We start from the raw sequence: 24,438 nt of genomic DNA on the forward strand, positions 1-24,438 counted from the left end.
ATAAGGAAGTAACTGATGAAGAAGTCTGCCGTTGCACTGCTGCTCGCAGGCCTGGTTCTGGGGGCATCGCTCCCGGCCTTTTCCGCGACGCTGCCCGCTGATTTCCCTGTATTCCCGCCGCAGGATCGGGCGGTGAATCAGTACGTGACTCAGGTGAATGCTGACCACAGCATCACCTTCCGGTTGTTCGCACCGCAGGCGCAAAAAGTCTCGGTGTTTACCGGGGCCACGCCGGATAGCTATGTCTCGCATCCGATGGTGAAGGACGCCAGCGGGGTCTGGAGTTTCCGCTCAGCGGTGCAGGCACCGAATCTGTATGAGTACTTCTTCAGTGTTGATGGTTTCCGCAGTATCGATACCGGTACGGCGTATGCCAAACCCCAGCGCCAGGTGAACACCAGCCTGATCCTGGTGCCGGGCAGCATTCTCGACGTGCGCAATGTGCCTCATGGCGAACTGCGAACGCTGACTTATCACTCACCCCAGCTGAAGCGCGAGCGTCAGGTCGCGGTCTGGACACCGCCGGGTTACGACGGAAAAGGCGCCCCGCTACCGGTGCTCTATTTCTATCACGGCTTTGGTGACAGTCTGCGCTCGGCCATCGATCAGGGCCGCGTGCCAGAAATGATGGATAACCTGCTGGCAGAGGGAAAAATCAAACCGATGCTGGTGGTGATCCCGGATACCGAAACGGATACCGCCACCACCACGCCGGAAGCGTACGTGCCGCAGGAGCGCCGTAAGCTGTTTTACCCGCTGAATGCGGCGGCGGCTGACCGTGAACTGATCCACGATATTATCCCGCTGATAAACCAGCGCTTTAATGTCCGTCATGATGCGAACGGACGCGCACTGGCGGGCCTGTCGCAGGGAGGATATCAGGCGCTGGTGTCGGGTCTCAGTCATCTGGACAGTTTCAGTGCGCTGGCGACTCTCAGCGGTGTGAGCACTACCACTGTTCCGAATGACAAGGTGGCGGCACAGCTGGAAAAACCGGATCAGATTAACCGTCAGTTGAAAAACTTTACCGTTGTGGTTGGCGAGAATGACACCATTACCGGTAAAGATATCGCCGGGCTAAAGCAGACGTTGGAAGAGAAAGGCGTGAAGTTCGATTATCACGCCTGGCCGAAGCTGGGGCACGAAATGGATGTCTGGCGACCGGCCTACGCGGAGTTTGTCCAGAAACTGTTCCGTTAAGCGCAAAAACCGCTGATACCGGGAGAGAAAATCTACGCTAAAAAATCGGGCGGGCCGTTTAAGGCCTGCCCGACAGACTCATCGCCTGCGCAAACGTAACAGGCCGAACACCACCAGCAGCAACACTATCACGCCGCCAGCCATCAGCCAGTTCACGTAACGGATGATAAACGGGGGGTCCCCACCGCCGCGCAGATTATGCACATCCTCTGCCGTTAACGGGCTCACAATCCCCGCGAACTGGTCGCGTACATAGCGGCTGACAGCGGCAATCTGCGCATCATTCATTTGGCTGGCAAAGCCTGGCATAGCCACATCGGCATCGCTGCCATGGCGATGAATGCCCTCCACAATGGTCATCACGACATTGCCCGGAGATGCGGCGGATACTGCGCTGTTTTGCCTGAGCGAAGGATAGAAGTTATCGGGTGTTCCCTTGCCTTCGCGACCGTGGCAGCTAGCACAGGCGCTACTGTATAACTCGGCACCATCGGTGGTTGAGCTGTTCGCCAGCGATGCCTGATCGCCCTGACCTTTTATCACCAGATTAATGTCCTGTGGTAATGGCCTGGTACTGTCCACCGCCTGCGCGCTTTGGATCGCGGGAACCTGCTTAATCCAGGCGGCAATCGCCTGCAGATCGTCATCCGGCATAGAACTGAAGCTCTGCTCAACCGTTTCAGCCATCGGCCCGGCCGCCTGCCCTTTCCCGGCCACATGGCCCGTTTTCAGGTAGGTGACAATGTCGCTCTGACTCCAGTCCGCCAACCCCGAAGGATCGGAGGTGATATTCGGTGCATACCAGCCGCCCAGCGGACTGCCAGCAAGATAGCGGCTCTGGTCTTCTGCCATGGCCATATTTCGCGGCGTATGACAGGTGCTGCAATGCGCCAGCACGTCCACCAGATAGCGCCCACGGTTGAGTTTATCCGACAGCTCCGCCTGCTTTTCACCCTGTTGAGTATTGAGGTAAAGAAGATTCCAGCCCCACATCAGCTGGCGAAGATTAAACGGGAAACTGAGCGCGGTTTGTTCCTCAGGCGCCCGATCGACAGGTTTAACACCCTGCATAAAATAGAGATACAGGGCGTGAATATCGTCGTCAGTCATCCCCTGAAAGGCAGTGTAAGGCATGGCGGGATACAGGTAACTTCCGTCGGCAGCCTGACCTTTTCGCAACGCGTCAGCAAACTGTTGCTCAGTGTAGCCGCCAATACCGAACTGTCTGGACGGCGTAATATTGCTGGCAATAATACGTCCCATCGGGGAATCAATGGCATAGCCACCGGCAAAAGGCGCACCATTTTTGGTGGCCTGACGGTGACAGGCAGCGCAGTCAGCGGCGATGGCAATCGTTTTACCGCGCTCAATCATCACCTCGTCAGAGGCCACTGCCTGCCAGGAACCCGCCAGCAGCAGAACGTACATCAAGATTTTCATGATCAGATCTCTCGCTCAATGATGTCAGCGGCGCGAAGACTTAATGCCACGCCGGTGAGCGTCGGATTAATCACGCCTGAAGCCGGAATGACCCCTGTCGTGGCGAGAAACAGGTTGCTGTGATCCCACGTCCGACACTCATGGTTGACCACGGAGTCACGAGAGCTGTCTCCCATAATCACCGTGCCCATCAGGTGATCGCGGTTTTGCCATCCCGTATTGTCCTCAACAACGTCGCCCCCCATCAGGCTAGCGAAACGGCGGTAATCGTTATCCACCACCGCCTTCGCCGCTTTGACATAATCATCCACTTCGTAGTGCACCGTCAGCATCGGGATCCCCAACGCATCTTTACGCGTCGTGCTGGCACGAACCGTGTTCGTCTCATGCGGTAAAATTTCAAACACCGTAGAAATATCTACCCAGCGTGCAGCCTGATGGCGGATCTGTTCATCCAGCATTTTGCCAATGACACCTTTGGCAATCAGCCGCTGCGCGACGGCCATATTCGGCACGTTGTTTGATATGGCATGCTTGATAGCCGAGTGATTTTTGCGAAAGTCTCCATCGCGGTTGTTAAAAATACCGCCCTGCTGAACCGCGCCACGACCGGGCCATAGCGGTTCATCTGCCAGAAACTGCATCCCCATTCCGGTGTGATCCATCAGATTACGCCCTACCTGATCGGAACTGTTGGCCACATCCGAGATCAGCAAAAGTTTTGCCGTTTCCAGACCATGTGCCGCCACCACGAAATATTTTGCCGTTAAGCGGGTATCTAACCCTTTTGAACTGCGCACATGTACGGCGACAATTTTGTCATCAGCGCCTTTTTCCAGTTTCCAGGCGGTGGCATCCGTCATCAGCTTCGCTCCTGCCTCTTCTGCATGGCGGGCATGAGTATCACCGCTGTACATGGCCCCAATGGGACAAACAGGCATGCAGTTGTTGTTACCACTGCATGCGGGGCGGGCATCATAGGGCCGCGTGGCGCGGGCATTGGGCTCATGAATGAAGTGGTATCCGGCAGGAGAGAGACGGCTTTTCAGACGCTGAAAAAGATAGGTTTCCCCCTCTGGTTCCATAGGATAAGGCTGCGAACGCGGAGGGAAGGCCGCTCCCCCCTGGCCGCTCTGATCATCTGTATCGCTGCCGCATACCCCCAGCGCCTCCTCCGCTTTTTGGTACCAGGGTTCAAGTGCGTCATAGTCCATTGGCCAGTCACGCCCAACGCCATACAGGGTTTTTAATTTCATATCGTTCGGCAGATAGCGCCAACAGGCAGCAGCCCAGTGCCAGGTGGTTCCCCCCACCAGTTTCAGCATTCCAGGGCGGAAATCGAATGAACCCGTGTTCTCAATATATTGTTCATCGTAAGAGTGATGAGCCCAGGGTTCATTAGGGTAAGGCGAGTTATAATTGCCTTTTTTCGACGAGTTACGGAAATTTTCAACGATTTTCCACCGTGGAATACGTTCACCGGCCTCCAGGATAATGACCGATTTTCCCTTTAGGGCGAGATGCGTAGCGGCATTACTGCCCAGCGCACCGGAACCGATGACAATGACATCGGCATCATAATGTTGATTCATAGGGGATGCTCACATAAAGAAAAGAGTTAGTCGTTGGCGATCGTGGCCGGCGGCTGGGTCCAGTAATTAGTCTTACCGCGCGAATAAGTGGGTATAACGGTGGCATCCAGGGTGGGGACATACATTAGCGCATCGGTATAGGTTACAAAGCGGGTGTTATCCACCGCACGCAGTGGCACGGGCGTACCGGTAAACCCGAGGTACCAGGCGGAGATGATTTTCTTGATCGTTGCCCCGGTACTCCCCTGCATCAGAGAATGGCCGTTGAGCTGGTCAGCGTGAGTGATGGCGGCCGCCTGACAACCAGACCAAAGCCGTTGCAGTTGCTGAGGAAAATCGCCGTCCTCCGCGTTCAGGCAGTAAAGCGCACGCTGTGCCACCAGCGGACTCAGGTGCGAACGTGCGGTAACAAGTAATGAGGTGTGATAAAACGCAGCACTGTCACTGCCTGCGGCGGGAACGGCCGCCCAGGACAGGGTGGGCCTGAGCACCGCAAACCCCAACAAGGCGGCACCGCTACCTAAAAGCTTCCTTCGTGTTAACATTTGTCACTCTCCATTTGGACAACTGTGATTATCATCACACCATTCGAATGGACTTGTATATGGCATGTAAAAGCGCCAGATAGTTAAGCTGGCGTAACGAATTTGGATTTTTTACCGCTGTGGATTAATACAGTTTCAGTCGGTGAAAATACGTCGTAGTCAGGAGATTAAAATGACACAGCCGCGTATCGGCGTCGGAGTATTACTCTTCCGTGATGGCAAAGTATTATTAGGTAAACGTCTGGGAAGCCACGGCGCAGGCGAATGGGCAACGCCTGGAGGTCATCTGGAGTTTGGGGAAACGCCACAGCAATGCGCGCAGCGAGAAGTGGCTGAAGAAACCGGACTTTCTCTGGGGGAATGTGTTCAGGGGCCCTTCACTAATACCATTTTCTGTTCAGAGCAGAAACATTACGTCACGCTTTTTATGCTCGCCTGGCATGCCAGCGGCACACCCGAACGCTGTGAACCGCACAAATGTGAAGGCTGGCAGTGGTTCGATAAGACGGCGCTACCGCAGCCGCTGTTCGCCCCACTGCAATCTTTGCTGGATCAAAGTGATCTTCTCGATCTCAGTCAGGAAACGCGCTGATTTAGTGGGTGATATGCGCCGCCAGCCAGTCTGCATCCAGCAGGCGTGCGGCGGCCGCGTCGAGATAGAGCGTGCAGTTGGCATGGCGCTGCAATACAGAAGCAGGCAACGCTTCCACGGGGGGCTCCATCAGCATCCGCCGGACTATCTTGGCTTTATTCTCACCGTTGATCAGCACCCTGATATGCCTCGCCTGCATAATAGTGTGAATGCCAAAGCTCAGGTAGCTGTCGGGAACATTTTCCTCCGATCCCACTTCCTGCACTAAAGCCGCCATCAGTACACCGTGGCAGCGATCGACCTCAATTTCACGCGTCAGCGTGTCGAACGGCGTGCCCGGCAGGTTCGCGGCAATATGTCCATCCTGCCCCACCCCCAGCAGCAGCAGATCCAGCCCGCCGTCAGCGGCAATCGCGGCATCCTGCTGCGCAACGTTGGCCAGGGTTAACGGATGGATGCGTTGTGGCGGGATGCCCGCCGGGGTCAGCAGATGTCGGTCAATATGCTGATAAATCACCCCTGGCTGCTGCTCACGACCGCGCAGCGGAACATCATCCTGCAGATAATAGTGCACCTGCTGTCCGGCGTTTTCTGCCTGTAACCGTGCGACCAGATGCTGATACAGCCGCAGCGGCGATGAACCGCCTGTCGGGGCGAAATTACAACGTCCTCCCTGATTCAGCTCAGTAAAAATATCTGCCGCGGCCTGCTGGCTCAGGGCTTCATGATCGTCGAATAACCGTATTTTCATTTTTTCATTCCCTTGTTACGGACCGGATGACAATAAGATGAATGCTTCTGATAACCACTGCAACAATAATAACTAAAGGGATAATTCTCTTGGGTTTTTATCGCTAAAAAGTCCGAGAAATCAGTAGTAGAGCGCGCAACGGCATCGTACAGTGAATAACCTGCTTTTCTGCCAACGAGACCCTGATGAATCCTCTTGCTTCCCTGCTTAACCTGAGTGCTCACCCGATTACCGATGCCGGTTACACAGCAACATGCCAGCAGCAGCTGGCTGCCAGCGGCGCGCTGGTACTGCGAGGTTTTTTAACCCCTGCCGCGCTGGCCGCAATCAAGCAGGAAGGGGACGATAACCAGCATCTGGCGTTTTATGCCAGCAGCCAGCATAACGTCTATTTGCAGAAACCGGACGATGCCTTTGCCGCCGATCACCCGCGTAACCGCCAGGTGGTTTCCTCGAAAGGCTGTATTACCGATGAAGAGATCCCGGCGGCCTCGGCCCTGCGTACGTTGTACGACTCGGACGCGTTCAAGGCGTTTCTATGCGGCGTGCTGCAAGAGCAACAGTTGTTCCCGTATGCCGACAACCTGTCGTCGATTAACCTGCACTATGCACATGCCGGGCAGGAGCTGGGCTGGCACTTTGACAACTCCTCCTTCGCTATCACACTGCTGATTCAGAAACCCGAAGCGGGCGGCGTATTTGAATACGTAAGCCATCTGCGTAATGCGGAAGCCGGAGAGATGAACTACAGCGGTGTGGGTGCCGTGCTGGACGGTGAGCATCCGGTAGAGAAACTGGCCATTGAGCCGGGGGATCTGGTGCTGTTCAGGGGGCGGAATGCCCTGCACCGCGTGACGCCAACGGAAGGAGATACGACACGTATGCTGGTGGTGCTGGCGTACAATGCCCAGCCGGATGTGTCGTTGTCAGAAAGCGCCCGCATGACCTTCTACGGGCGCCTGTGATCTCACTGCTGTAATGCTTCCCAGCCGCGCTGGAAAATCTGTCGGGTGCGCAGTGCAACCAGCGCCCGCCAGTCCGGATCGGCCGGGTAAAACCCTTCAAACAGCTGCTGTTTCACCTGTAATGCCTGCTCGCTGTCCAGGTCACCGTACAGATGCAGCCAGTGGTCGTCGCGCACGCGACGGTGCATATCACGACCGTCGTAAGTTCCGCACTCCACCACCAGTTGAAGCAGTTCCGTCTCCGGCAGCTGATCCAGCATAAACTGTGACAAATAACCGGTGGCTGTGGCGGTCACGCCGGTGTCACTCTCCCCACTGTCCCCGGTGATGATCACCGTCAGCCACTCGCCAAACAGACGTTTCGCTTCATCGAGCGCCGGGTAAGGGCGCTGCGCAATCGCCAGCAGCATGGGATGGCCGTAAGCCCCGGCCCCGGTATGCAGATCGAAGCTGATAATACGCCGTGCCATTTGCAGATGATTGGCGATAATCTGCCGCAGGATCTGCTGAGACCAGCTGGCCTCGCTGCCGCCGTAAAAGATGCCGTCAGCAAACTGATACTGCCCGGCTTCCACAATACGTTTTACGCCACCCCAGCCGATCTCCGCGCACTTCAGTGCCATCTGCACATCGGCTGCCGCACGCTCTGATCCGTCCAGGTCACGGCAGGTATAAATACTGTGCAGCGCCGGGTACGCCGGATTGGTCGGTACCGCTCCCGAGAAGTCGATAAAGTTACGGTTCAGGTCGGCGTTGTCTTCATTCACCCGCCGCAGCCAGGCGGTACCCCACGGATTGATCAGATGCACCAGCACCAGCGCGACATCCTGCGGCAGGGTGCTGCCATCCAGCGCTTCCAGCCAGGCGATCTGGCTGTCGGAGCCGTAATACCCTTCCACGCCGTGGGTGCCAGAAACCACCAGCATCACCTGCGGGGCATCCGCGCGGCCAATCACCGCCACATCGGTCGACAGCGGCTCGCCCTGCGGGCCGCTCAGCGGGTGTGGGTAGCAGGTAACAGCGCCTCCCAGCGCCCCCACTGCTGCCAGAAAGCGTGCGCGCTGCTGGCGAAAGTCAGGCAGTGTCGTTAACGTCATCGCTTACTCCGGGCGGTGATAAACATCAAAGCTGAAATACTGCTTCGCCAGACGATCGTAGGTGCCATTTTTGTGCAGTTCAGCCATCGCTTCATTAATTTTGGCAATGCGCGCACCGTCATCTTTACGCAAGCCGATCCCGACACCTTCACCGAAGTATTTTGGGTCATACAGCGGTTTCCCGGCGATATGATACTCCGCACCCTGCGGCGTTTTCAGGAAGCCGGACTCAGCCGCTGCTGCACTGGTGAAAGTGGCATCAAGACGCCCTGACGCCAGGTCCGGATAAATTTCCGACTGGTTTGGATAGCTCACCACCTGAACACCCTGGCTGCCCCAGACGCTTTTCGCAAAGCCTTCCTGCGTGGTGCCCTGCGCCACGCCAACGGTCTTGCCTTTCAGCGATGCCAGTTCCGGCATCAGCTTGCTGTCTTTACGTGTCAGCAACGCGCTCGGGGTGTTATAGAGCATGTCGGTGAACGCCACCTGCTCACGACGTTTTTCAGTCATCGCCATGGCTGACAGGATGGCATCAAACTTGCGCGCCTGTAACGCCGGGATAATGCCGTCATAACCGGTCTGTACCCAGACACATTTCACTTTCATCTGCTGGCAGATGGCGTTACCCATATCTATATCAAATCCCTGCAGCGATCCGTCAGCAGCCTTGGATTCAAAGGGGGGGAACGTCGGGTCAACGCCAAAACGCAGCTCTTCTGCGGCCAGGGCAGAAGCACTAAACCCCGCCAGCAAAGCCAGCGCGGTCAGGGTCAGTTTTTTCATTTCAGGATCTCCGGGATCATCATGCGGGTTATCCCCAAGTAATAGCATGATTTTTCATGGAGAAATAAGGCTTTTGTCTTATGGCAGGCGGGGGTTAATAAGCCAGTTTTATAATACGAGGTGTTGTCGGGTAAACGTCGATGAGGGTGGCCGGGCGGCCACCCTCTGATCTCAGCTGCGTGGGTACAACTCAAGCAGACGGCGCGTCACACCGTTAGTCCAGCCGAAGCCGTCCTGCAACGGGTATTCACCACCGCCACCGAGCAGCGCGGCATCACCGCTGATGTTGTATTTCTCCACCAGCTTGTGATGCTGCTGCCAGGTGGTATCGACGGTCGTCAGCCAACGGGTGGCAATCTCCTTCGCCAGCTCTTCTTCGCCATAACTGCTGAAGCCTTTTACCGCCAGCCACTGCATGGGTGCCCAGCCGTTCGGGCTGTCCCACTGCTCACCGGTCACTTCCATGCTGCACAGCATACCGCCCGGTGCCAGCAGATAGTCACGCACCGCTTTCGCCGTACGCGTGGCCTGCTCATAGCTGGACATTCCCACATACACCGGGGTGACCGCCGCGGCGGAGAACGCGGCTTTCTCCCCTTCACGCCAGTTGTAATCCCGGTACAGGCCGGTTTCCTCTTCCCACAGATACTTATCTACGACCTCACGGCGACGCAGCGCCAGCTGCTGGTAGCGGTCTGCGGTCTCCTGCTCGCCTTTGCTGGCCGACAATCGGGCGATGGTGGTTTCCAGCTTGTAGAGGAACGCATTCAGGTCGATCGGCACAATACTGGTGGTCTGGATGCTTTCCAGACGGCCTGGCTCAGCCAGCCAGCGCGAGGTAAAGTCCCAACCGGATGCCGCACCGGCACGCAGGTCACGGTACACCTCGCTGGACGGACGCGATGACTGGCGTGCCGTTTCCACGTCTTCCAGCCAGGATTCGTCACGCGGCGTATCACGGTCATCCCAGTAACGGTTCAGCACCGAACCATCGGGCAGCATCACCACGTGGCGATACGCCTGATTCGGGGAGAGATCGTCCTGGCCATCCATCCAGAACGCATACTCGCTTTTCAACTGCGGCAGGTAATGCTGTGCTTCATGGATATCATTCTTTTCGAACAACTCCACCATCATGGCAAACACCGGCGGCTGCGAACGGCTGAGGTAATAAGTACGGTTACCGTTAGGAATATGGCCGTATTTATCAATCATCCACGCAAAGTTGTCGGCCATGTTATGCATCAGATCGCCACGCCCGGCGGCGGCAAAGCCCAGCATGCTGAAATAGGAGTCCCAGTAGTAGGTTTCACCAAATCGCCCACCCGGCACCACATAGGGTTTGGGCAGCGGCAGCAGCGATGAAAACTCGCAATGCTTTTCCGGCTGGCGGGTTAATACCGGCCACAGCGCATCAATATGTTGTTCGATGCTGTTTTCCGGGTCGGAAACATAGCGGCTGTCATGGACACGTGGCAGCTCGAAATTTTCCAGCACGAATTCCAGCAGGTTAAAATCATCCCGCTCACGCGCCATATAATAACGAAAGAGAATACGTTCCGGTTCAAACCTTGGCGCACAGTCAGCAAAGGTTTTACTGTCGGAAAAAATACGCGACATCTGCACCACTTCGAACAGCTCCTGATAGCGGTCTGAAGGGGTGAGAATATCGGACGCGGGTAGCCCACGGATCGGCTCCGGCTGAGGCTCGACCGCGGAATCAGGCCCAGCCTCATAATCATCGTACCAGGCTTCATATTCAGTAGGGTTATTGTCAATCATCGCTTCATTTTGGTTGAAAGTGATAAGAACCTCCTGATGCCTAAATATTATGGCAAAGTCGCTGGTGGATTAAGGAAGTTATTATAGTACCGCAGTCTCAACGCGCAACCCGATGTTTCCATTACTCTTAATGAACAGATATTTCAAAAAATAAACGAAAGGGAAAATAAGCCAAATTCATTGACAATAAAAATGAAAATTGCCGTTTTCCCTTCATTTCTGACTGCCTATTTATTTTTTAAAATAGTGTTCATTAATCGCGAAATTACAGCAGCTTAACGACGCTGGTGGCAAAAAAAGGCAAAAATGATTTCTCTGGCGTTTTTAACAGTATTCTTCAACGCTTACAGAAGATTAGCGTATTTTTCCGCTTACCCATGATGTGTGGCTGTGCCTGTTGAGCCCGCGCTGCAATGTTACGGGCTTGTAAAAGTTAAGTATGGGGGCATTTTTTGTCTAATTCAGACAATACCCAGAGAGAGCCCTGATGGAAAATGCTTTATCCACGGTGACTGCACACGCTCGCACGCACGCAGTGGATAGATCGGCTGGAGGCCGTTGCGGTGTTTATCCCACTCAACGGCCGCTTGCGCCTGAAACTCGCTGGTCGAGGGAGCATGTACTGAATCGCTGGCAGGCCTCGTTACAGGAATATTTCCCGACTGTGATTTACTTCTCATTGCCGGGAAAATAAACTATTGCACCTTCGTAATTTGACGAAAAGAACAGACCCGGCGCCCTCAGGCTGAGGGTGATAACCAGAAAGGATTATGTAATGACGCTTCAACTCTGGCTGGCGTATACCGGTGTGATTGCCGCACTGATTGCCATCCCCGGCCCTTCGGCCCTGATCAGCATGACCCACGGACTGCGCTACGGCCGTAAACAGGCACTGGCAACGGTGACGGGCGGCGTGCTGGCCGCCATGATGCTGATGACCGCCTCTGCGCTGGGGCTGGGTGCCATCCTGGCGGCATCTACCACCGCCTTTACCGTGCTGAAAGTGGTCGGTGCCGCGTATCTGATCTGGCTGGGCATTGCGGCCTGGCGTGATAACAGCGAGCCTGCTGCGGTGAATGCCGTGGAGCTGGAAGAGGCACCGGGCGCATTACGCCTGTTCCGCAAAGGCTTTATGGTCGGTATCAGTAACCCGAAAGATCTGCTGTTCTTCGCGGCACTGTTCCCGAACTTTGTTGATGCCAGCCAGCCACATGCTGCGCAGTTTGCTACTCTGGCCATCACCTGGGCGGTGCTGGATCTTAGCATTATGTTCAGCTATGCCTGCGCCGGACGCCGCCTGTCAGGGGTGTTCTCCAATGCACGTCGTCTGCGCATCCTCAACCGTTCTACCGGCAGCCTGTTTGTCTTTGCCGGTGGCGCGCTGGCGATTTCAGCGAAATAATCCCTTCTGCTTTACGGCCGAGCCTGCAATGCGGGTTCGCCGCTTACCCCTGCCCTGGCAGGTATCCCTGTTTGACTTTTTCGACAGGGTTAACCGTGCGCGACTTCACCTTTCCTAATACCCGATATATCGCGTCAGGCAGAAAAAATGATAATATAGTCTAAGGATGATAGTAAACAGGGAGATTTATATGTCGTCAGTTGAAAGGATATCTAATCAAATTATTGCATCACTAAAAAGTAGTAGCCAAAATTTATACTGGAAGTACACAACCACTTTAGGTAATACAATTATTAATTTTTCAAAAGATATTGGTTATCTGACATATGAATTTTTGGACACAGATAATAGATGGGCTAATCGTAGTGAAACAATAAGATTAATCAGTCGCCTTAGATATGGAGTATCCAACGATGACTTAAGAAAGTTAGTAGTAATAATTATTTCAGAGCATACCAGGAATATCAAGAAAAGTGCTCTTGAGAGCTTAACTGAAAAAGTAGCAAAATTAACAGGTAAATATTTCATTACTCATGTGTTGATGCAAGATATTGCATCCCTATTTACAACTAAGATCATAGCAAAAATAGCCTTCAACTCATCGTTATCTCTTGCAGCTACCTTAGGAGGACTAAGATCCCGTTCTATTTATGGTTCCAGAGAACTAAGTAAAAAATCATCCTATATCTACTTAATGTTGAAGAGAGACAGAGATTTAGATCTTTTATATTTCATGATAAGTGAGTTCTTAGATCCGTTTGTCGACGCCATAAGGCTGAGAGAAACAGATCCAGAGGGATTTAACAAAGTATTTATCAATGTTATTAATGGGTTATCAAGGAAATAACAATCACCTATTTGTTTTGTGGGTTGCCTTTAGCGAAAAATAAAAGCACCCCATACTAAAAAGCAATATCACTAAGTGACCAGCAAGATTTCCTGAGTTGACGCCATACAACCCACCAGCGTCAACTATTTCTTTGACCACAAAAGATAAACTTATTAATGTTGCTATTGACAGAATTAAAAACACTGATGAAAATAACATTAAAACATAATGTAATATCAAGTTGAGATTCATTCTCTTTTAACTCCTGTTGTAAAAATGATAGTAAAATAAATTTTAATGCATACAATCACAGGTTGACAACATATTTCACGATCGACTACAGCAATAAGGCCTGCACACGCTGAATACGCCCACTGGCGCGCGCATAGGCAAACAACCCGCCCGCATCAATGATATTCGCCAGCTCCCCCACCGGATCAATCGCCAGCTGTTCGCCCGTTGCCAGCACGGTCACCGTCTGACTGCGGGTATCAATACTCACCCGGTCGCCAGTTTGCAACTGCTGATACAGCGCTGCGGTGGTCGCCACGGGCAGCAGCTCCCCGGTCGCAACACAGTTGCGGAAAAAGATGCGCGCATAAGACCGGGCAATGACTGCCTGCACTCCGGCGGCACCCAGCGCCATCACGGCATGCTCACGCGAGGAACCGCAGCCAAAGTTTTTCCCCGCCACAATAATCGGATAAGCCGAGCGCCCATTCTGCACATCGATAAACGGTAGTGCACCTTCCGGCAGACCACACATCGCCAGTGAGGCCAGCTGCGCATAGCCCTCCGGCGTCGAAGGATTCACTTTGAGATACTCGGCGGTCAGAATCTGGTCGGTATCAATATTGTCACCCAGCACGTATACCGCGCCGCTTATGATCGATTCCATGCTTACACTCCGAATTCAACAGGGTTGGTGATCATGCCGGTCACCGCCGCCGCCGCTACGGCATAAGGGGAGGCCAGATAGATAGTGGCACGCTTGTTCCCCATGCGGCCAACAAAGTTACGGTTGGTGGTGGAGATCACTGAAATCGGCTGATGCACGCGACCAAAGGTATCGGCCGGGCCGCCGCAACAGGCCGCGCAGCCCGCTTCTGACGACAGCTGCACGCCGGCATCGGTGAGGATCTGATACACCGACTGCCCCGCAATTTGCGTGGTGATCAGGCGATGAAACACCTCTTTAGTGGCCGGAACGGCAAAGGTCGGGATCGACACTTTACGCCCCTTCATCACCTGCGCAGCAGCGATAAAGTCCGCCAGCTTGCCGCCCGTACAGGAACCAATATAAGCCTGAGAGATGGCGACATTTTTCAGCGTATCAATCGACACCACGTTATCCGGTGAGTGAGGTTTTGCCACCAGCGGCTGCATGGACGTCACATCGAACTCGACCACCCGGCTATAGTCCGCATCCGCATCGGCCGTCACTATACTAAAGGGGATATCGGTGCGTTCCGCCAGATAAGCGAGCGTGGCTGCGTTCGGCACCATAATGCCGTTCTTCCCACCACACTCCACCACCATATTGCACATCGTCATACGCTCTTCCACCGACAAGGCATCAATGACACTGCCGCCGAACTCAATCGCTTCATAGGTTGCCCCTTCCACCGTCAGCTCAGCCAGCAGCGCCAGGATCAGGTCTTTTGCCTGCACATGCGCCGGCAGCGTGCCGTGATAGTTAACCCGGATGGTGGTGGGCACTTTCAGTGGGATTTCGCCGGTCCCCAGCGCATAGGCCGCATCGGTGATCCCCAGCCCGACAGCAAAACAGCCAAAAGCCCCGGCGGTGACCGTATGGGAATCGGTGCCGAGTAACACCTCGCCGGGCCGGGTATGCCCGCCTTCGGCCAGGCCAATATGGCAAACGCCCTTATACTGTGGCGTGCCGACATCGTAGAAGTATTTAATCTTCTGCTCCTGAGCGAACTCGCGCATCACACGAATATTGTGATTAGCCTGCGGGTCAGCCGAATAAACAAAGTGATCCGGGATCAGAATAAAACGGTCGGCATCCCATATTTTCGCCTGTTCACCAAATTCTTTTTTAAATACGCTGGCGACACCCGGCGTACAGGGATCGTGCGACATTAATATATCCACTTTTGCCCAGACTATTTCTCCAGGCGTAACGGTTTCCCGCCCGCTGGCACGAGCGAGTATTTTCTGACTGATTGTCTGCCCCATGCTATTTATCTCTGCGTGATATTTCGGCCATTGAAAGTAAATAAATTTTAATCACCTTACCGCTTTTCTCTGCGCGGTAAACGAGGAATATGCTAATATCCTCTATTGTTTCCGCCTCAGAACAATCCGGGATATTAATGAGCGATTTTGAAAACCTGCACGGGATGATTATTTTTGCCAAGGTGGTGGAAACGTTAAGCTATACCGAAGCTGCGAAAGCGCTGGGGCTGGCAAAATCCTCGGTGAGTAAAGAGATCTCGTCGCTGGAAGTGCGCCTCGGGGCAAAACTGTTGCAACGCACCACCCGGCGGATTCAGGTCACCGAAGTCGGGATGACGTACTATCACTACTGTTACCGCATCCTGCATGAGGTGAAAAGCGCCGATCTGTTTATTCGGCAGTTCCACGAAGAGCCAACCGGCAGCCTGCGCGTGGTGGCCCCGGTCACCTTTGGCTGTCAGTGTATTGTCCCGGCGCTGAACAGTTTTGTTGCCAGCAATATCCACGTCAGTGTCGATCTCGACCTGACCGATCGCGCGGTCAATCTGGAGGATGATGGCTGTGATATCGCCATTGCCATCACGCGCGAATTACCCGACCACCGCCATTATCGTCCGCTGATGGACATCGCCTGGGGGCTGTATGCCGCCCCAGATTACCTGAAAAATATCGAGCCTATCGCCAGCCCGGACGATCTGCCGCGCCATGACTTTATTCTGTTTCGCGGCCCGGCCCACACGATTTCATTACCGTTCCGTAAAGAAAAGCAGAAGAAAGACATTGAAGTCCGCAGTCGTTTTCGCGCCAATAACAGCATCGCTTTATTAAACTCAGCCGTGGCACAAACCGGCATCGCCTATCTGCCTAATTATATTGCACAGGAAGCGGTTTCCCGTGGGGAACTGGTGCAGTTATTACCCGACTGGGAAATGGATATTTATAAGTCATACGTTCTGGTGAAAAGTGATAATTTTATTTCACCGCGCGTGAGACTGTTTATTGAGGATTTGCAGAAGGCGTTACATCAATAAAAAAACCTTGCGGGTTTTTTATTATTTAAGCTGGGTGTTTTTGGGCCTGACACCAAATACTGAAGCCCTTTGTACCTTGAGGCTACTATTGGTAGTCACATACCGGCTATTAACGATCTTGAGATCACCAGTAGCCAATTTATCTTTGATGTCACGTCCTGCGGCAGCTTGCAAACGTTGCGCCATCTCATGAAAAAGGCGATCCGTTGATACATTATGCAATGTGGTAACTTTGAGTTGTGACGACATAACCTCTTCCTCCTGCTTCAACATCTGTGTATGCCTCCCATCCTTCCAGTCGACTAAATATTTTGCTTTTTGGATGGCCTTCAAGACCGAGCGCTCGCGAGTAGATTACTGCTAAATCTGTAGCGCGTTGATGCTCAAGGTCAGCTGCGGCGGTAAAGATATAGGCACCTGCATTGCAAATAGTATAATGGTCATAAATTATACTTGCAACGTTGAGCAGCACCCTGCCGCTGGCGAGTCCACGATGCCGAACATGTCTGTAACCTGTTGGTTCTTCGGTGGCAGGATCAAGTGAGTCAAAGACCACTGCCCAGACCCCATTTGCAGGAAACGTAAATCCTGGGCAGGCATGAAGAAGGTCAATGCCTTTTGAAGCCAGGTCATGAGGCGACATTATCTGCTCAAAGCCAACACCATATAATTCCCCACAAAGTAGAAAATTACGATAAATCATACCATTGCCGTACTTGTCTTCAAATGGCGGCTGCCATTGAAATTTGTTATTCACTTAGCATCTCCCTATGCATAAAGTGATTTATATTCAATGAGTTAAAATAATAATCAGGTATGACGGGAAAATTACCCTAAATAATTGGCGTTATAGCAAGGCGGCGAATGTGTTAATCCCCGGGAGCTTACTGGAGTAAGTGACCGGGGTGAACACATGAAGCCAACGCTACTGTAGCGTCAAGTATGACGGGTAAATTACCCTAAATAATTGGCGTTATAGCAAGGCGGCGAATGCGTGAATCCCCGGGAGCTTACTGGAGTAAGTGACCGGGGTGAGCACATGAAGCCAACGCCGCTGTAGCGTCAAGTATGACGGGTAAAATTAATAATAGTTGCCGTGACGGTAATCCCAGGTAGTAAAGATGTCAGACATGATCGACATAATCTTATCCACATCCAGACCTTTACGGATCAGCACCGGGCATGGCGTGATGTTACGCTCGCCTTTCTGCTCTGGCACCAGTTTGCCGTTATCGTCAACCATCGCCACCATCACGCCCTGCTCGTAACGGGTCTTCTCAGACTCGTTTGGCTGGATGGATTTCACGTAGTCGTTGGCAGCAATAATCAGGTCTGCATGCGCTTCGATGCGCTCGCCAATGCCTTCTACCAGGCCACGGTTTCCTTTACCTGATGGGTTCGCGGAGCTGGCGAAGGAGAATTTACCGTGGTTTTCCCACAGCTCTTTCGCCAGATTCTCGCCAGGTACGCCAAACTTAATCACAAAGCAGCTGGTCTGGCGGCGGTCCATCATCAGCTCTTTAGAACCGTCATCCGGGATACGTGCCACCGCTTCTTCTTTCCACGGCAGGATGCAGCCCAGCAGAACATCCTGGTCCCAGTGCTGCTGATACAGTGCTTCGATTTCAGGGTTTAACTGGGCCAGTTCTTTCAGCTGTTCCAGAGAACCACACAGCACCACGCCTGGCTTGTTACGGTTACGCTGCTTGGCGTCAAACTTGCGCTCCAGACCTTTGGCATCAGACGTCATGATGATGTAGCCCACTTTGGTCGGGCAGACGATCATGCCGCCGTTAGCAGACAGGATCTTCACGGCTTCCGGCTGTAAGCCACCATTCCAGTTAACCACTTTATCGTTCATAACAGCACCTTTGCGTTCAGATTCGGTTCAAATTAAGTGGGTAATCACCCGTTGAAACCATCCTGCCACAGCCAGTTTTTAGCGCAACAATAAACATCAAAAAGCCATGATTGTTTCCCGGAGGAAACAACCGTTGCCTGTCAGCGTGGGATTAACTGCTCTGCTTTCAGCCGGTCAAACAGCTCAAAGAAGGCTTCGCGCGTTGGCTGATACCCATTGAACCCGGCTTTGCGGCTTTTGCTGACGTCGGTAAACACTTCCATCGGGCGACCGAGATCGGCATCGGTATGCCACCAGGAGGCCAGCTTGGTGACGTCGCTCTCTTTCAGGTTGTGCTGTTGGGCAATCTCCTGCCACTGCTGAGCGGCGTCGTTCATACGTCCTTCCAGCGGCTGCTCGCCGTTGAATGGCGCGGCTTCAAGACCAAAGTATCCGGCGATTTCGCCCCACATCCACTGCCAGCGGAACACATCACCGTTGACCACATTGTAGTCCTGGTTTTGCGCCGAAGGCGTGGTGGCGGCCCAAATCAGCTGGTCGGCCAGCAGGCGGGCATCCGTCATATCGCTAACGCCCTGCCACTGCGCCTGTGAACCCGGGAAGACAAACGGCTGACCGCTCGCTTTACACAACGTGGCGTACACCGCCAGCGTCTGCCCCATATTCATGGCATTACCCACCGCGAAACCAATCACCGTATGCGGGCGATGAACGCTCCAGGTGCAGCCATATTTTTCTGCGGCGGCAAAGACTTCATCTTCCTGCGCGTAGTAGAAGTTCTCTACCGGCTGACGTCCCTGCTCCTCACGGAACGGGGTCACCGGCACACTGCCTTTACCGTAGGCATCAAACGGACCCAGGTAGTGCTTCAGCCCGGTGATCAGCGCCACATGGCCCCCTTTCAGGGTGTCGCCCAGTGCATCCAGGACATGACGCACCATGCCACCGTTGACGCGGATATTCTCTTTCTCATTTTCCTGACGTGCCCAGGCGCTGAAGAACACCTTATCGACCACCACCTCTTTCAGTGCGGCCTGGACGGATGCGCTGTCCGTCAAATCGGCGGTCAGCGAAGTGACCCCGGCGGTGACCGGCGTGCGGCCGCGTGATAACCCATAAACCTGCCAACCCTGCGCCAGAAGGCGTTCTGCCAGGGCACTTCCGGTGACGCCGCTGACGCCGACAATCAAAGCTCGTTGTTGCATAATTTCTCTCCTGTTCAGTAATGCCTCCAGCTTAATAGAGAATTAAATTCTCATCTCAGGTATAAATTCACAGTATTCATGAACAGGAGGAACGAATGGCCTCATCTGAAGATCGCCTGAAAGGCATCACCGCCTTTGTTGCCACGGTGGAGAGCGGCAGTTTTACCGCCGCCGCCGAACGGCTGCATCTGACCAGTTCTGCCGTAAGTAAAAGCGTGGCACGGCTGGAAGCGCGCCTCGGTTCACGGCTGTTTGAGCGCACCACCCGCAGCCTGGCACTGACCGATGCCGGGCAGGCCTATTACGACACCTGTACCCGCGTGCTGGGGGAGCTGAGCGAAGCCGAATCGGTGCTGGCGGCTCAGCGTACCATTCCTGTGGGCCGTCTGCGCGTTGCCGTCCCCCATACCTTTGGCCGGCTGCATGTCATGCCGCTGCTCAATCACTTCTGCCAGCAGCACCCGGACATGCAGCTTAACCTGTCGTTCTCGGACCGTTTTGTTGACTTGTTTGAAGAGGGCGTGGATGTCGCGGTACGCATCGGCGGGCCAGGCAGTTATCCCCCTTCGCTGGCGGTGCGTTATCTCGGCTGCGAGCAGTTGATCTTTTGCGCCTCGCCTGACTATCTGGCGCAGCACGGTACACCGCAGTCGTTAGAGGCGCTGGAGCAGCACCGGGCGATTGTGTATGACCGCATCGACGGCAGTACCAGCCCGTGGCATGTCACCTCGCCGGATGGCCGCATTACCACACGCACCGTGCCACACCGGATGGCGCTGGGGGATGGCGAAGCGCAGCGTTCAGCAGTGATGGCCGGGCTGGGCGTGGCACAGATGGCGACCTGGCTGATGGAAGAACAACTGGCACGCGGTGAGCTGGTGGGATTCCTGCCGGAACTGGCGGTGCCGGGCTTGCCGCTGTATGTGGTGTGGCCACGCAGAAAGCAGCTCACGCCGAAGGTCGATGCGCTGCTGAGTGCACTGGCGACGTTGAGGATTGGATAACCAGGGATGGCCTGGGCCGCTGCGAATGCAGCGGTCACCCTGTGATATTCAACGTAAGAACATTTACGCATCGCACTATCATTATTTATCTTTTTTAACGCGGCCCTTTTCTAAACTGAATATTTTTTTCCAGTCAGCCAGGAACAGAATATAAAAAATGAAAAATAGCACAGCAGAATATCGAATAATGCTGTCATCCCATGCGGCGTAATTAAAAAACCGATAGAGTGACCCGGCACCAAACCTGGCAATACCAAACTGGCAGCTCCCCACTATCAAAACAATCACCAGGTTAAGCAACTTTTTGCGCCGTAAGGTAAAAATTTTTTCTGAGCTAAGCAGATAAAGTGGGATCATCAATAATAGTGAAACTAATTCATATCCTATTATGACTAACCATGAGCTATCCGTTATGACCACATCCCTGTACATTTAATTCTCTCCTGATGATGGATAAACACTTTGCAATGTATTTATGTCTCCTATTATCTCAGCAACAAGAGGAACAGGTCCTAAATCTTTCCAGCCACGAATAAAATCTGTATTTATATGTCTAAAAAGGCGAAATGAATCAGATTTTGGGATGTTTCTCACCAAACCATATCCAGACAGACCAATATCAACGACACTATAAACAACATCAGCCTGAGCTTTACTGTATCCCAACCCCTTAGCAAGTTCCCGGTAGGCTTGTCGGATGCAACCCTGTTTATTTTTCCGATATAAAAGATAATATCCATTTTCATAGACATTATTGAATCCATGTGCAGCTAACGATGCCCCATAAGCAGCACAAAGCCCTCCCATTGACGCAGCACAAATCCCAGTCCCACCAAAAAACTGAACACCGCCGCTAACAAAACCAACTTGTTTAAGGACCAGCACAATTCTTCTATTGTGCACTTCTTTTTTCACTGCTGCATACTGCACCATTCTTCCGGCCATCAACTGAAATTCCTGATTTCGCAAATTATCAGTCTCTTCATTCAATGTTTTTATAGCACCACTCAGTGACATACACTGAATATCTACTTCACGTGTAATATGAGAGATAAAATTTTTTATCTCATAAAAAAAAGCGCACGGGCATATCCTGTTGGAAGATAAGTCAGTGCTGTTATATTGCTGACTTTATTTAATTGCTGAACCGCACTGTTAAAATCCTCTTTACTAGCCGTTCTTGAAAACATCACTTTCTCCTTGTTATGTTTTTAAACCCATACACTTTACCATGATATTTGTTGAGTTCTGGGTTGACGATCAGCTTTTCAGAATCGGGACTGACTATCTGGTCCGGCACGGCCTGCCGTTGTATGTCGTGTGGCAGCGCAGATCCTGCCACTAGTGCACACCATCAACACGGATCGATCGGAAACGATAATCGACCCCGACGAGGGATTGCCATAGCATGGCAGTGTTAAAACCACAGCGGCACAATTTTTTGTGCCCACATTACCCGTTTAATTACCCGTGAAAACCCAATTCAGCAGAGATCGCTTTCGCGGTGGCTACCACAGGAGCCATCAGCTTTTTCACCCCAATCTGCTGGAGTTTCGCCGTCGGCAGGGACACGGATACCGCATACGGCACCCGCTGCTGAATATCAAACACCGGAGCGGCAATACAGGAGACGCCCAGCTCGTTCTCTTCGCGGTCCATCGCCGTCTGCTGCTGGCGAATATTTTTCAGCTCTTCCAGCATTTCCGGCAGCGTGATGATGGTGTTTTTTGTCAGGGGCTGAATGGTGTCCTGATGGCTCTGCCAGTAGTGCGCCGGATACTCTTCGCTGCCCCAGGCCATAAAGATTTTGCCCATCGCCGAACAGTACAACGGCATATGCTGGCCGATATAAGCACGGGTACGCATCATTCCGGTGGTCGGCTCCAGCTTATAAATCAGGATCACATGATCATCTTCCCGACTGGAGAAATTCACCGTTTCCCCTACCTCAAGATTGAGTTTTTCCAGATGCGGCGCCGCCACGTGGATCACATTGAGCGATGAAAGTGCCTTCTGCCCGACAGAGATAAATTTGGTGGTCAACCGGTAGCTGCCCGGCGACGGTGCCTGTGTCACATAGCCGCTGCTGTGCAGCCCCTGCAACAGTCGGTGCACGGTACTTTTGTTCATCCCGGAGAGTTCCGAGAGATGGGCCAGCGGGCAACCGTTAGGGTAGTTGCTTAAGAGTTCAATCAACTGAAGGCCACGAAACAGGCTCTGCGTCCCCAGCGGCTTGTCTTTCTTATCATCCTTCACGCTATCCGCTTTTACGCTCATCCACGCTTCCTCTAAGTTTCCCGCGCCCCGTCCGGGGAGTTGCCAGATGGTAACCCATGCATCCCGTACTGTGAATATGGAACGACGTTTCAGTGCATTTTCTGAGGGACAAATCTGCCAAAAAACGCCCATCCAGAAGTGAGCTATTCATCACAATTCCACAACATTAAAAACAACCCATTGTTTTTAAACAACAAATAAAACCGTCACATCTTTGCTTTCCGTTCCAACAGAGAATAGTATTTTTGAAACTTGATTTCGCATATTGAAATATTGCGGTGTTTTTTCTTGCTGTCGCCGCTGTTGATGCTCACCAGGAGTTGCAGGAGGCTGTAATGCAGCATACACCCGGTACACCGGTTCTTACGCTGAGCCATATCACCAAACGGTTCGGTGGCAATATTGCCGTCAACGATGTCAGTCTGGAGGTTTTCCCCGGTGAAGTGGTCGCCCTGTTGGGGGAAAACGGTGCCGGAAAATCCACCCTGATCAAAGTGCTGGCGGGCGTCTATGGTCGTGACAGCGGTGATATCCGCTTTCAAAACGCCAGTATCGCCTCTGCCGCCAGTTTAAAAACGGCCCGCCAGCAACCCATCGCCTTTATCCATCAGGATCTCGGGCTGATTGAGTGGATGACGGTGGCCGAAAATATGGCACTGGTGATGGGGTTTACCCGTCGTCTGGGGTTGATTGACTGGCGAGCGGTGCGCGAACGTTCACGTGCTGCGCTGGATGAAGTCGGCATCGCTCTGGACCCGGACGCCCGCGTGTTTGAGCTGTCGCGCACTGAGAAATCCCTGCTGGCGATTGCCCGCGCCGTGGCGGTCAATGCCGAAGTGCTGGTGCTGGATGAACCCACCGCCTCATTGCCCGCCAACGATGTGCGCCATCTGTTCAGCGTGATCAACCGCCTGAAAAGTAAAAAAGTCGGGATGATTTACGTCACCCACCGCCTGGATGAAGTGATTGAGATTGCCGACCGCGTCTGCGTGATGCGCGACGGCAAACGCGTGGCGGGCGGCATGACGGCGCAATATACCCTGCGCAACCTCGTCGAAATGATCGTCGGGGAAGCCATCGACGGCGATCAGCGCGAAGCGCTGCCTGAAGGGCAACCTCCAGTGCTGACGCTCAACCAGCTGCGCATTGATGAGGTCGGCCCGGTGTCCTTCAGCCTGCAACCCGGTGAAATGCTGGCACTGGCCGGGCTGCGCGGTGCCGGACAGGAAGAAATTGGCCGCCTGCTGTTCGGCCTGCGCCAGCGCAGCGGTGGCACCATGACGTTTCGCGATAAAGACTATCACGCCCAGTCACCACAGCAGGCCATGGCCGCGGGTGTCTCACTGGTGGCGGGCGACCGCACCGGAGAAAGCCTGGTGATGTCGATGAGCGTGCGTGAAAACCTGTTTCTTAACCCCTGTGCCAGCGGCCACCCGCTGCTGTCACGTTACGGTCGCCGGGCTGAAATCGGCGCCAGCTGGTGGAAAGTGCAGTTATTCGATGTGCGTCCGAAAGACGTCAACCTGGATATCAGCGCCCTCTCCGGCGGTAACCAGCAAAAAGTCGTCATGGCACGCTGGATGCACCTCAATGCCCCGCTGCTGATCCTCGAAGACCCCACCGCAGGCGTCGATGTCGGCGCACGCGAAGAGATCTATCACCTGCTGAACAAAGCGCTGGCCGACGGCATTGCGGTGCTGGTGATTTCCAATGACTTTGAAGAGATCGCCCATATCTGCAACCGCGCACTGGTGTTTAACCGTGGTCAGGTGGTCGGCGAACTGAAAAATGACCAGGTCACGTTTGCCAACCTGCTCGAACTGGCTTCGGCCAGTCACGAAACCCCTGTCGCCACCGTCTGAATTGTCAACGCCACCCTT

At 53.5% G+C, this 24,438-nt stretch carries 25 protein-coding genes; 8 read left to right on the forward strand and 17 right to left on the reverse strand.

Translation table 11 applies throughout. The features are described from left to right. Positions 1-15: 15 nt before the first annotated feature. Positions 16-1,200, forward strand: coding sequence for an alpha/beta hydrolase-fold protein (locus LJN55_RS21020; RefSeq protein WP_227535207.1), 1,185 nt, complete (start codon positions 16-18; stop codon positions 1,198-1,200). Between the two features lie 78 nt (positions 1,201-1,278). Here the strand turns inward: LJN55_RS21020 and LJN55_RS21025 are convergent, their stop codons facing one another. Genes LJN55_RS21025 through LJN55_RS21035 form a run of 3 tightly spaced genes read right to left on the reverse strand, consistent with a single transcriptional unit; the run spans position 1,279 to position 4,777 of the window. Further along, entirely contained in the window at positions 1,279-2,640 is a 1,362-nt protein-coding gene (locus tag LJN55_RS21025) for a c-type cytochrome (RefSeq protein ID WP_227535209.1), read from the reverse strand. 2 nt (positions 2,641-2,642) lie between these two features. Next, the gene (locus tag LJN55_RS21030) at positions 2,643-4,232 is read right to left on the reverse strand and encodes a GMC family oxidoreductase (RefSeq protein ID WP_159336774.1); all 1,590 of its coding nucleotides are present in this window, start codon (positions 4,230-4,232) and stop codon (positions 2,643-2,645) included. Between the two features lie 26 nt (positions 4,233-4,258). Continuing rightward, positions 4,259-4,777 carry a sorbitol dehydrogenase family protein gene (locus tag LJN55_RS21035; RefSeq protein WP_227535210.1) on the reverse strand — a complete coding sequence of 173 codons (519 nt, stop codon included), beginning with the start codon at positions 4,775-4,777 and terminating at the stop codon, positions 4,259-4,261. A 172-nt stretch (positions 4,778-4,949) separates the two neighbouring features. On the opposite strand from LJN55_RS21035, the gene LJN55_RS21040 reads away from it, so the two are divergent. Next, entirely contained in the window at positions 4,950-5,369 is a 420-nt protein-coding gene (locus LJN55_RS21040; protein WP_227535211.1) for a nucleotide triphosphate diphosphatase NUDT15, read from the forward strand. 1 nt (position 5,370) lies between these two features. Here LJN55_RS21040 and LJN55_RS21045 read toward each other — a convergent pair whose 3' ends face one another. Continuing rightward, complete coding sequence (locus tag LJN55_RS21045; RefSeq protein WP_227535212.1) at positions 5,371-6,120, reverse strand: 6-phosphogluconolactonase; 750 nt, start codon at positions 6,118-6,120, stop codon at positions 5,371-5,373. Positions 6,121-6,305: 185 nt separating this feature from the next. On the opposite strand from LJN55_RS21045, the gene LJN55_RS21050 reads away from it, so the two are divergent. Continuing rightward, the gene (locus tag LJN55_RS21050) at positions 6,306-7,085 is read left to right on the forward strand and encodes a HalD/BesD family halogenase (protein ID WP_159336770.1); all 780 of its coding nucleotides are present in this window, start codon (positions 6,306-6,308) and stop codon (positions 7,083-7,085) included. A gap of 2 nt (positions 7,086-7,087) precedes the next feature. Here LJN55_RS21050 and LJN55_RS21055 read toward each other — a convergent pair whose 3' ends face one another. The 3 genes from LJN55_RS21055 to treF all read right to left on the reverse strand — a co-directional run bounded on the left by LJN55_RS21055 (position 7,088) and on the right by treF (position 10,747). Next, on the reverse strand, positions 7,088-8,182 hold the full coding sequence (locus LJN55_RS21055) for a DUF2817 domain-containing protein (protein ID WP_227535214.1): 1,095 nt from the start codon (positions 8,180-8,182) through the stop codon (positions 7,088-7,090). Between the two features lie 3 nt (positions 8,183-8,185). After that, positions 8,186-8,965, reverse strand: a complete 780-nt coding sequence (locus LJN55_RS21060) for an ABC transporter substrate-binding protein (RefSeq protein WP_133842602.1) — start codon at positions 8,963-8,965, stop codon at positions 8,186-8,188. A 171-nt stretch (positions 8,966-9,136) separates the two neighbouring features. After that, positions 9,137-10,747 carry an alpha,alpha-trehalase TreF gene (gene treF, locus LJN55_RS21065; RefSeq protein ID WP_133842603.1) on the reverse strand — a complete coding sequence of 537 codons (1,611 nt, stop codon included), beginning with the start codon at positions 10,745-10,747 and terminating at the stop codon, positions 9,137-9,139. Positions 10,748-11,522: 775 nt separating this feature from the next. Here treF and LJN55_RS21070 point away from each other — a divergent pair. Continuing rightward, positions 11,523-12,149, forward strand: a complete 627-nt coding sequence (locus tag LJN55_RS21070) for a LysE family translocator (RefSeq protein ID WP_133842604.1) — start codon at positions 11,523-11,525, stop codon at positions 12,147-12,149. Between the two features lie 190 nt (positions 12,150-12,339). Beyond that, the gene (locus LJN55_RS21075; protein ID WP_227535215.1) at positions 12,340-12,996 is read left to right on the forward strand and encodes a hypothetical protein; all 657 of its coding nucleotides are present in this window, start codon (positions 12,340-12,342) and stop codon (positions 12,994-12,996) included. Positions 12,997-13,315: 319 nt separating this feature from the next. Here the strand turns inward: LJN55_RS21075 and LJN55_RS21080 are convergent, their stop codons facing one another. Then, positions 13,316-13,876, reverse strand: coding sequence for a LeuD/DmdB family oxidoreductase small subunit (locus LJN55_RS21080; protein ID WP_227535217.1), 561 nt, complete (start codon positions 13,874-13,876; stop codon positions 13,316-13,318). 2 nt (positions 13,877-13,878) lie between these two features. Continuing rightward, on the reverse strand, positions 13,879-15,180 hold the full coding sequence (locus tag LJN55_RS21085; RefSeq protein ID WP_227535219.1) for a 3-isopropylmalate dehydratase large subunit: 1,302 nt from the start codon (positions 15,178-15,180) through the stop codon (positions 13,879-13,881). 137 nt (positions 15,181-15,317) lie between these two features. On the opposite strand from LJN55_RS21085, the gene LJN55_RS21090 reads away from it, so the two are divergent. Beyond that, the gene (locus tag LJN55_RS21090; RefSeq protein ID WP_227535220.1) at positions 15,318-16,211 is read left to right on the forward strand and encodes a LysR family transcriptional regulator; all 894 of its coding nucleotides are present in this window, start codon (positions 15,318-15,320) and stop codon (positions 16,209-16,211) included. Between the two features lie 21 nt (positions 16,212-16,232). Here LJN55_RS21090 and LJN55_RS21095 read toward each other — a convergent pair whose 3' ends face one another. The 4 genes from LJN55_RS21095 to LJN55_RS21110 all read right to left on the reverse strand — a co-directional run bounded on the left by LJN55_RS21095 (position 16,233) and on the right by LJN55_RS21110 (position 19,277). Beyond that, positions 16,233-16,460, reverse strand: a complete 228-nt coding sequence (locus tag LJN55_RS21095; protein ID WP_227535221.1) for a hypothetical protein — start codon at positions 16,458-16,460, stop codon at positions 16,233-16,235. Next, positions 16,426-16,968 carry a hypothetical protein gene (locus LJN55_RS21100; RefSeq protein ID WP_227535222.1) on the reverse strand — a complete coding sequence of 181 codons (543 nt, stop codon included), beginning with the start codon at positions 16,966-16,968 and terminating at the stop codon, positions 16,426-16,428. The genes LJN55_RS21095 and LJN55_RS21100 overlap by 35 nt, the downstream gene beginning before the upstream one ends. 324 nt (positions 16,969-17,292) lie before the next feature. After that, entirely contained in the window at positions 17,293-18,072 is a 780-nt protein-coding gene (locus LJN55_RS21105) for an L-threonylcarbamoyladenylate synthase (protein ID WP_133842608.1), read from the reverse strand. 140 nt (positions 18,073-18,212) lie between these two features. Beyond that, complete coding sequence (locus LJN55_RS21110; RefSeq protein WP_133842609.1) at positions 18,213-19,277, reverse strand: SDR family oxidoreductase; 1,065 nt, start codon at positions 19,275-19,277, stop codon at positions 18,213-18,215. Positions 19,278-19,372: 95 nt separating this feature from the next. Here LJN55_RS21110 and LJN55_RS21115 point away from each other — a divergent pair, with 95 nt between their 5' ends. Further along, positions 19,373-20,281, forward strand: coding sequence for a LysR family transcriptional regulator (locus LJN55_RS21115; RefSeq protein WP_227535223.1), 909 nt, complete (start codon positions 19,373-19,375; stop codon positions 20,279-20,281). 81 nt (positions 20,282-20,362) lie between these two features. On the opposite strand, the gene LJN55_RS21120 is transcribed toward LJN55_RS21115, so the two are convergent. From LJN55_RS21120 to LJN55_RS21130, 4 genes are all read right to left on the reverse strand, one after another. Further along, the gene (locus LJN55_RS21120) at positions 20,363-20,713 is read right to left on the reverse strand and encodes a hypothetical protein (protein WP_227535224.1); all 351 of its coding nucleotides are present in this window, start codon (positions 20,711-20,713) and stop codon (positions 20,363-20,365) included. Further along, entirely contained in the window at positions 20,714-21,298 is a 585-nt protein-coding gene (locus LJN55_RS21125) for a DUF4225 domain-containing protein (RefSeq protein WP_227535225.1), read from the reverse strand. Between the two features lie 44 nt (positions 21,299-21,342). Continuing rightward, positions 21,343-21,471, reverse strand: coding sequence for a hypothetical protein (locus LJN55_RS23955; protein ID WP_265105981.1), 129 nt, complete (start codon positions 21,469-21,471; stop codon positions 21,343-21,345). A gap of 274 nt (positions 21,472-21,745) precedes the next feature. After that, positions 21,746-22,558, reverse strand: a complete 813-nt coding sequence (locus tag LJN55_RS21130) for an IclR family transcriptional regulator (RefSeq protein ID WP_212813367.1) — start codon at positions 22,556-22,558, stop codon at positions 21,746-21,748. A gap of 335 nt (positions 22,559-22,893) precedes the next feature. Between LJN55_RS21130 and LJN55_RS21135 the strand changes: the two genes are divergently transcribed. After that, on the forward strand, positions 22,894-24,420 hold the full coding sequence (locus tag LJN55_RS21135; protein WP_133842612.1) for a sugar ABC transporter ATP-binding protein: 1,527 nt from the start codon (positions 22,894-22,896) through the stop codon (positions 24,418-24,420). Positions 24,421-24,438: the final 18 nt, after the last annotated feature.

The sequence above is a fragment of the Erwinia rhapontici genome, assembly GCF_020683125.1.
In the GTDB taxonomy this organism is placed as follows: Bacteria; Pseudomonadota; Gammaproteobacteria; order Enterobacterales; family Enterobacteriaceae; genus Erwinia; species Erwinia rhapontici.

What these genes read in the sequence shown, in the direction of transcription:
- LJN55_RS21095 (WP_227535221.1), bottom strand. Translation starts at nt 16,460, where the DNA reads ATGTCGTCACAACTCAAAGTTACCACATTGCATAATGTATCAACGGAT.
- treF (WP_133842603.1), bottom strand. Translation starts at nt 10,747, where the DNA reads ATGATTGACAATAACCCTACTGAATATGAAGCCTGGTACGATGATTAT.
- LJN55_RS21045 (WP_227535212.1), bottom strand. Translation starts at nt 6,120, where the DNA reads ATGAAAATACGGTTATTCGACGATCATGAAGCCCTGAGCCAGCAGGCC.
- LJN55_RS21035 (WP_227535210.1), bottom strand. Translation starts at nt 4,777, where the DNA reads ATGTTAACACGAAGGAAGCTTTTAGGTAGCGGTGCCGCCTTGTTGGGG.
- LJN55_RS21060 (WP_133842602.1), bottom strand. Translation starts at nt 8,965, where the DNA reads ATGAAAAAACTGACCCTGACCGCGCTGGCTTTGCTGGCGGGGTTTAGT.
- LJN55_RS21105 (WP_133842608.1), bottom strand. Translation starts at nt 18,072, where the DNA reads ATGAACGATAAAGTGGTTAACTGGAATGGTGGCTTACAGCCGGAAGCC.
- LJN55_RS21070 (WP_133842604.1), top strand. Translation starts at nt 11,523, where the DNA reads ATGACGCTTCAACTCTGGCTGGCGTATACCGGTGTGATTGCCGCACTG.
- LJN55_RS21040 (WP_227535211.1), top strand. Translation starts at nt 4,950, where the DNA reads ATGACACAGCCGCGTATCGGCGTCGGAGTATTACTCTTCCGTGATGGC.
- LJN55_RS21130 (WP_212813367.1), bottom strand. Translation starts at nt 22,558, where the DNA reads ATGAGCGTAAAAGCGGATAGCGTGAAGGATGATAAGAAAGACAAGCCG.
- LJN55_RS21020 (WP_227535207.1), top strand. Translation starts at nt 16, where the DNA reads ATGAAGAAGTCTGCCGTTGCACTGCTGCTCGCAGGCCTGGTTCTGGGG.
- LJN55_RS21080 (WP_227535217.1), bottom strand. Translation starts at nt 13,876, where the DNA reads ATGGAATCGATCATAAGCGGCGCGGTATACGTGCTGGGTGACAATATT.
- LJN55_RS21085 (WP_227535219.1), bottom strand. Translation starts at nt 15,180, where the DNA reads ATGGGGCAGACAATCAGTCAGAAAATACTCGCTCGTGCCAGCGGGCGG.
- LJN55_RS21075 (WP_227535215.1), top strand. Translation starts at nt 12,340, where the DNA reads ATGTCGTCAGTTGAAAGGATATCTAATCAAATTATTGCATCACTAAAA.
- LJN55_RS21030 (WP_159336774.1), bottom strand. Translation starts at nt 4,232, where the DNA reads ATGAATCAACATTATGATGCCGATGTCATTGTCATCGGTTCCGGTGCG.
- LJN55_RS21115 (WP_227535223.1), top strand. Translation starts at nt 19,373, where the DNA reads ATGGCCTCATCTGAAGATCGCCTGAAAGGCATCACCGCCTTTGTTGCC.
- LJN55_RS21025 (WP_227535209.1), bottom strand. Translation starts at nt 2,640, where the DNA reads ATGAAAATCTTGATGTACGTTCTGCTGCTGGCGGGTTCCTGGCAGGCA.
- LJN55_RS21110 (WP_133842609.1), bottom strand. Translation starts at nt 19,277, where the DNA reads ATGCAACAACGAGCTTTGATTGTCGGCGTCAGCGGCGTCACCGGAAGT.
- LJN55_RS21135 (WP_133842612.1), top strand. Translation starts at nt 22,894, where the DNA reads ATGCAGCATACACCCGGTACACCGGTTCTTACGCTGAGCCATATCACC.
- LJN55_RS21055 (WP_227535214.1), bottom strand. Translation starts at nt 8,182, where the DNA reads ATGACGTTAACGACACTGCCTGACTTTCGCCAGCAGCGCGCACGCTTT.
- LJN55_RS21050 (WP_159336770.1), top strand. Translation starts at nt 6,306, where the DNA reads ATGAATCCTCTTGCTTCCCTGCTTAACCTGAGTGCTCACCCGATTACC.
- LJN55_RS21120 (WP_227535224.1), bottom strand. Translation starts at nt 20,713, where the DNA reads ATGTACAGGGATGTGGTCATAACGGATAGCTCATGGTTAGTCATAATA.
- LJN55_RS21125 (WP_227535225.1), bottom strand. Translation starts at nt 21,298, where the DNA reads ATGTCACTGAGTGGTGCTATAAAAACATTGAATGAAGAGACTGATAAT.
- LJN55_RS23955 (WP_265105981.1), bottom strand. Translation starts at nt 21,471, where the DNA reads ATGTTTTCAAGAACGGCTAGTAAAGAGGATTTTAACAGTGCGGTTCAG.
- LJN55_RS21090 (WP_227535220.1), top strand. Translation starts at nt 15,318, where the DNA reads ATGAGCGATTTTGAAAACCTGCACGGGATGATTATTTTTGCCAAGGTG.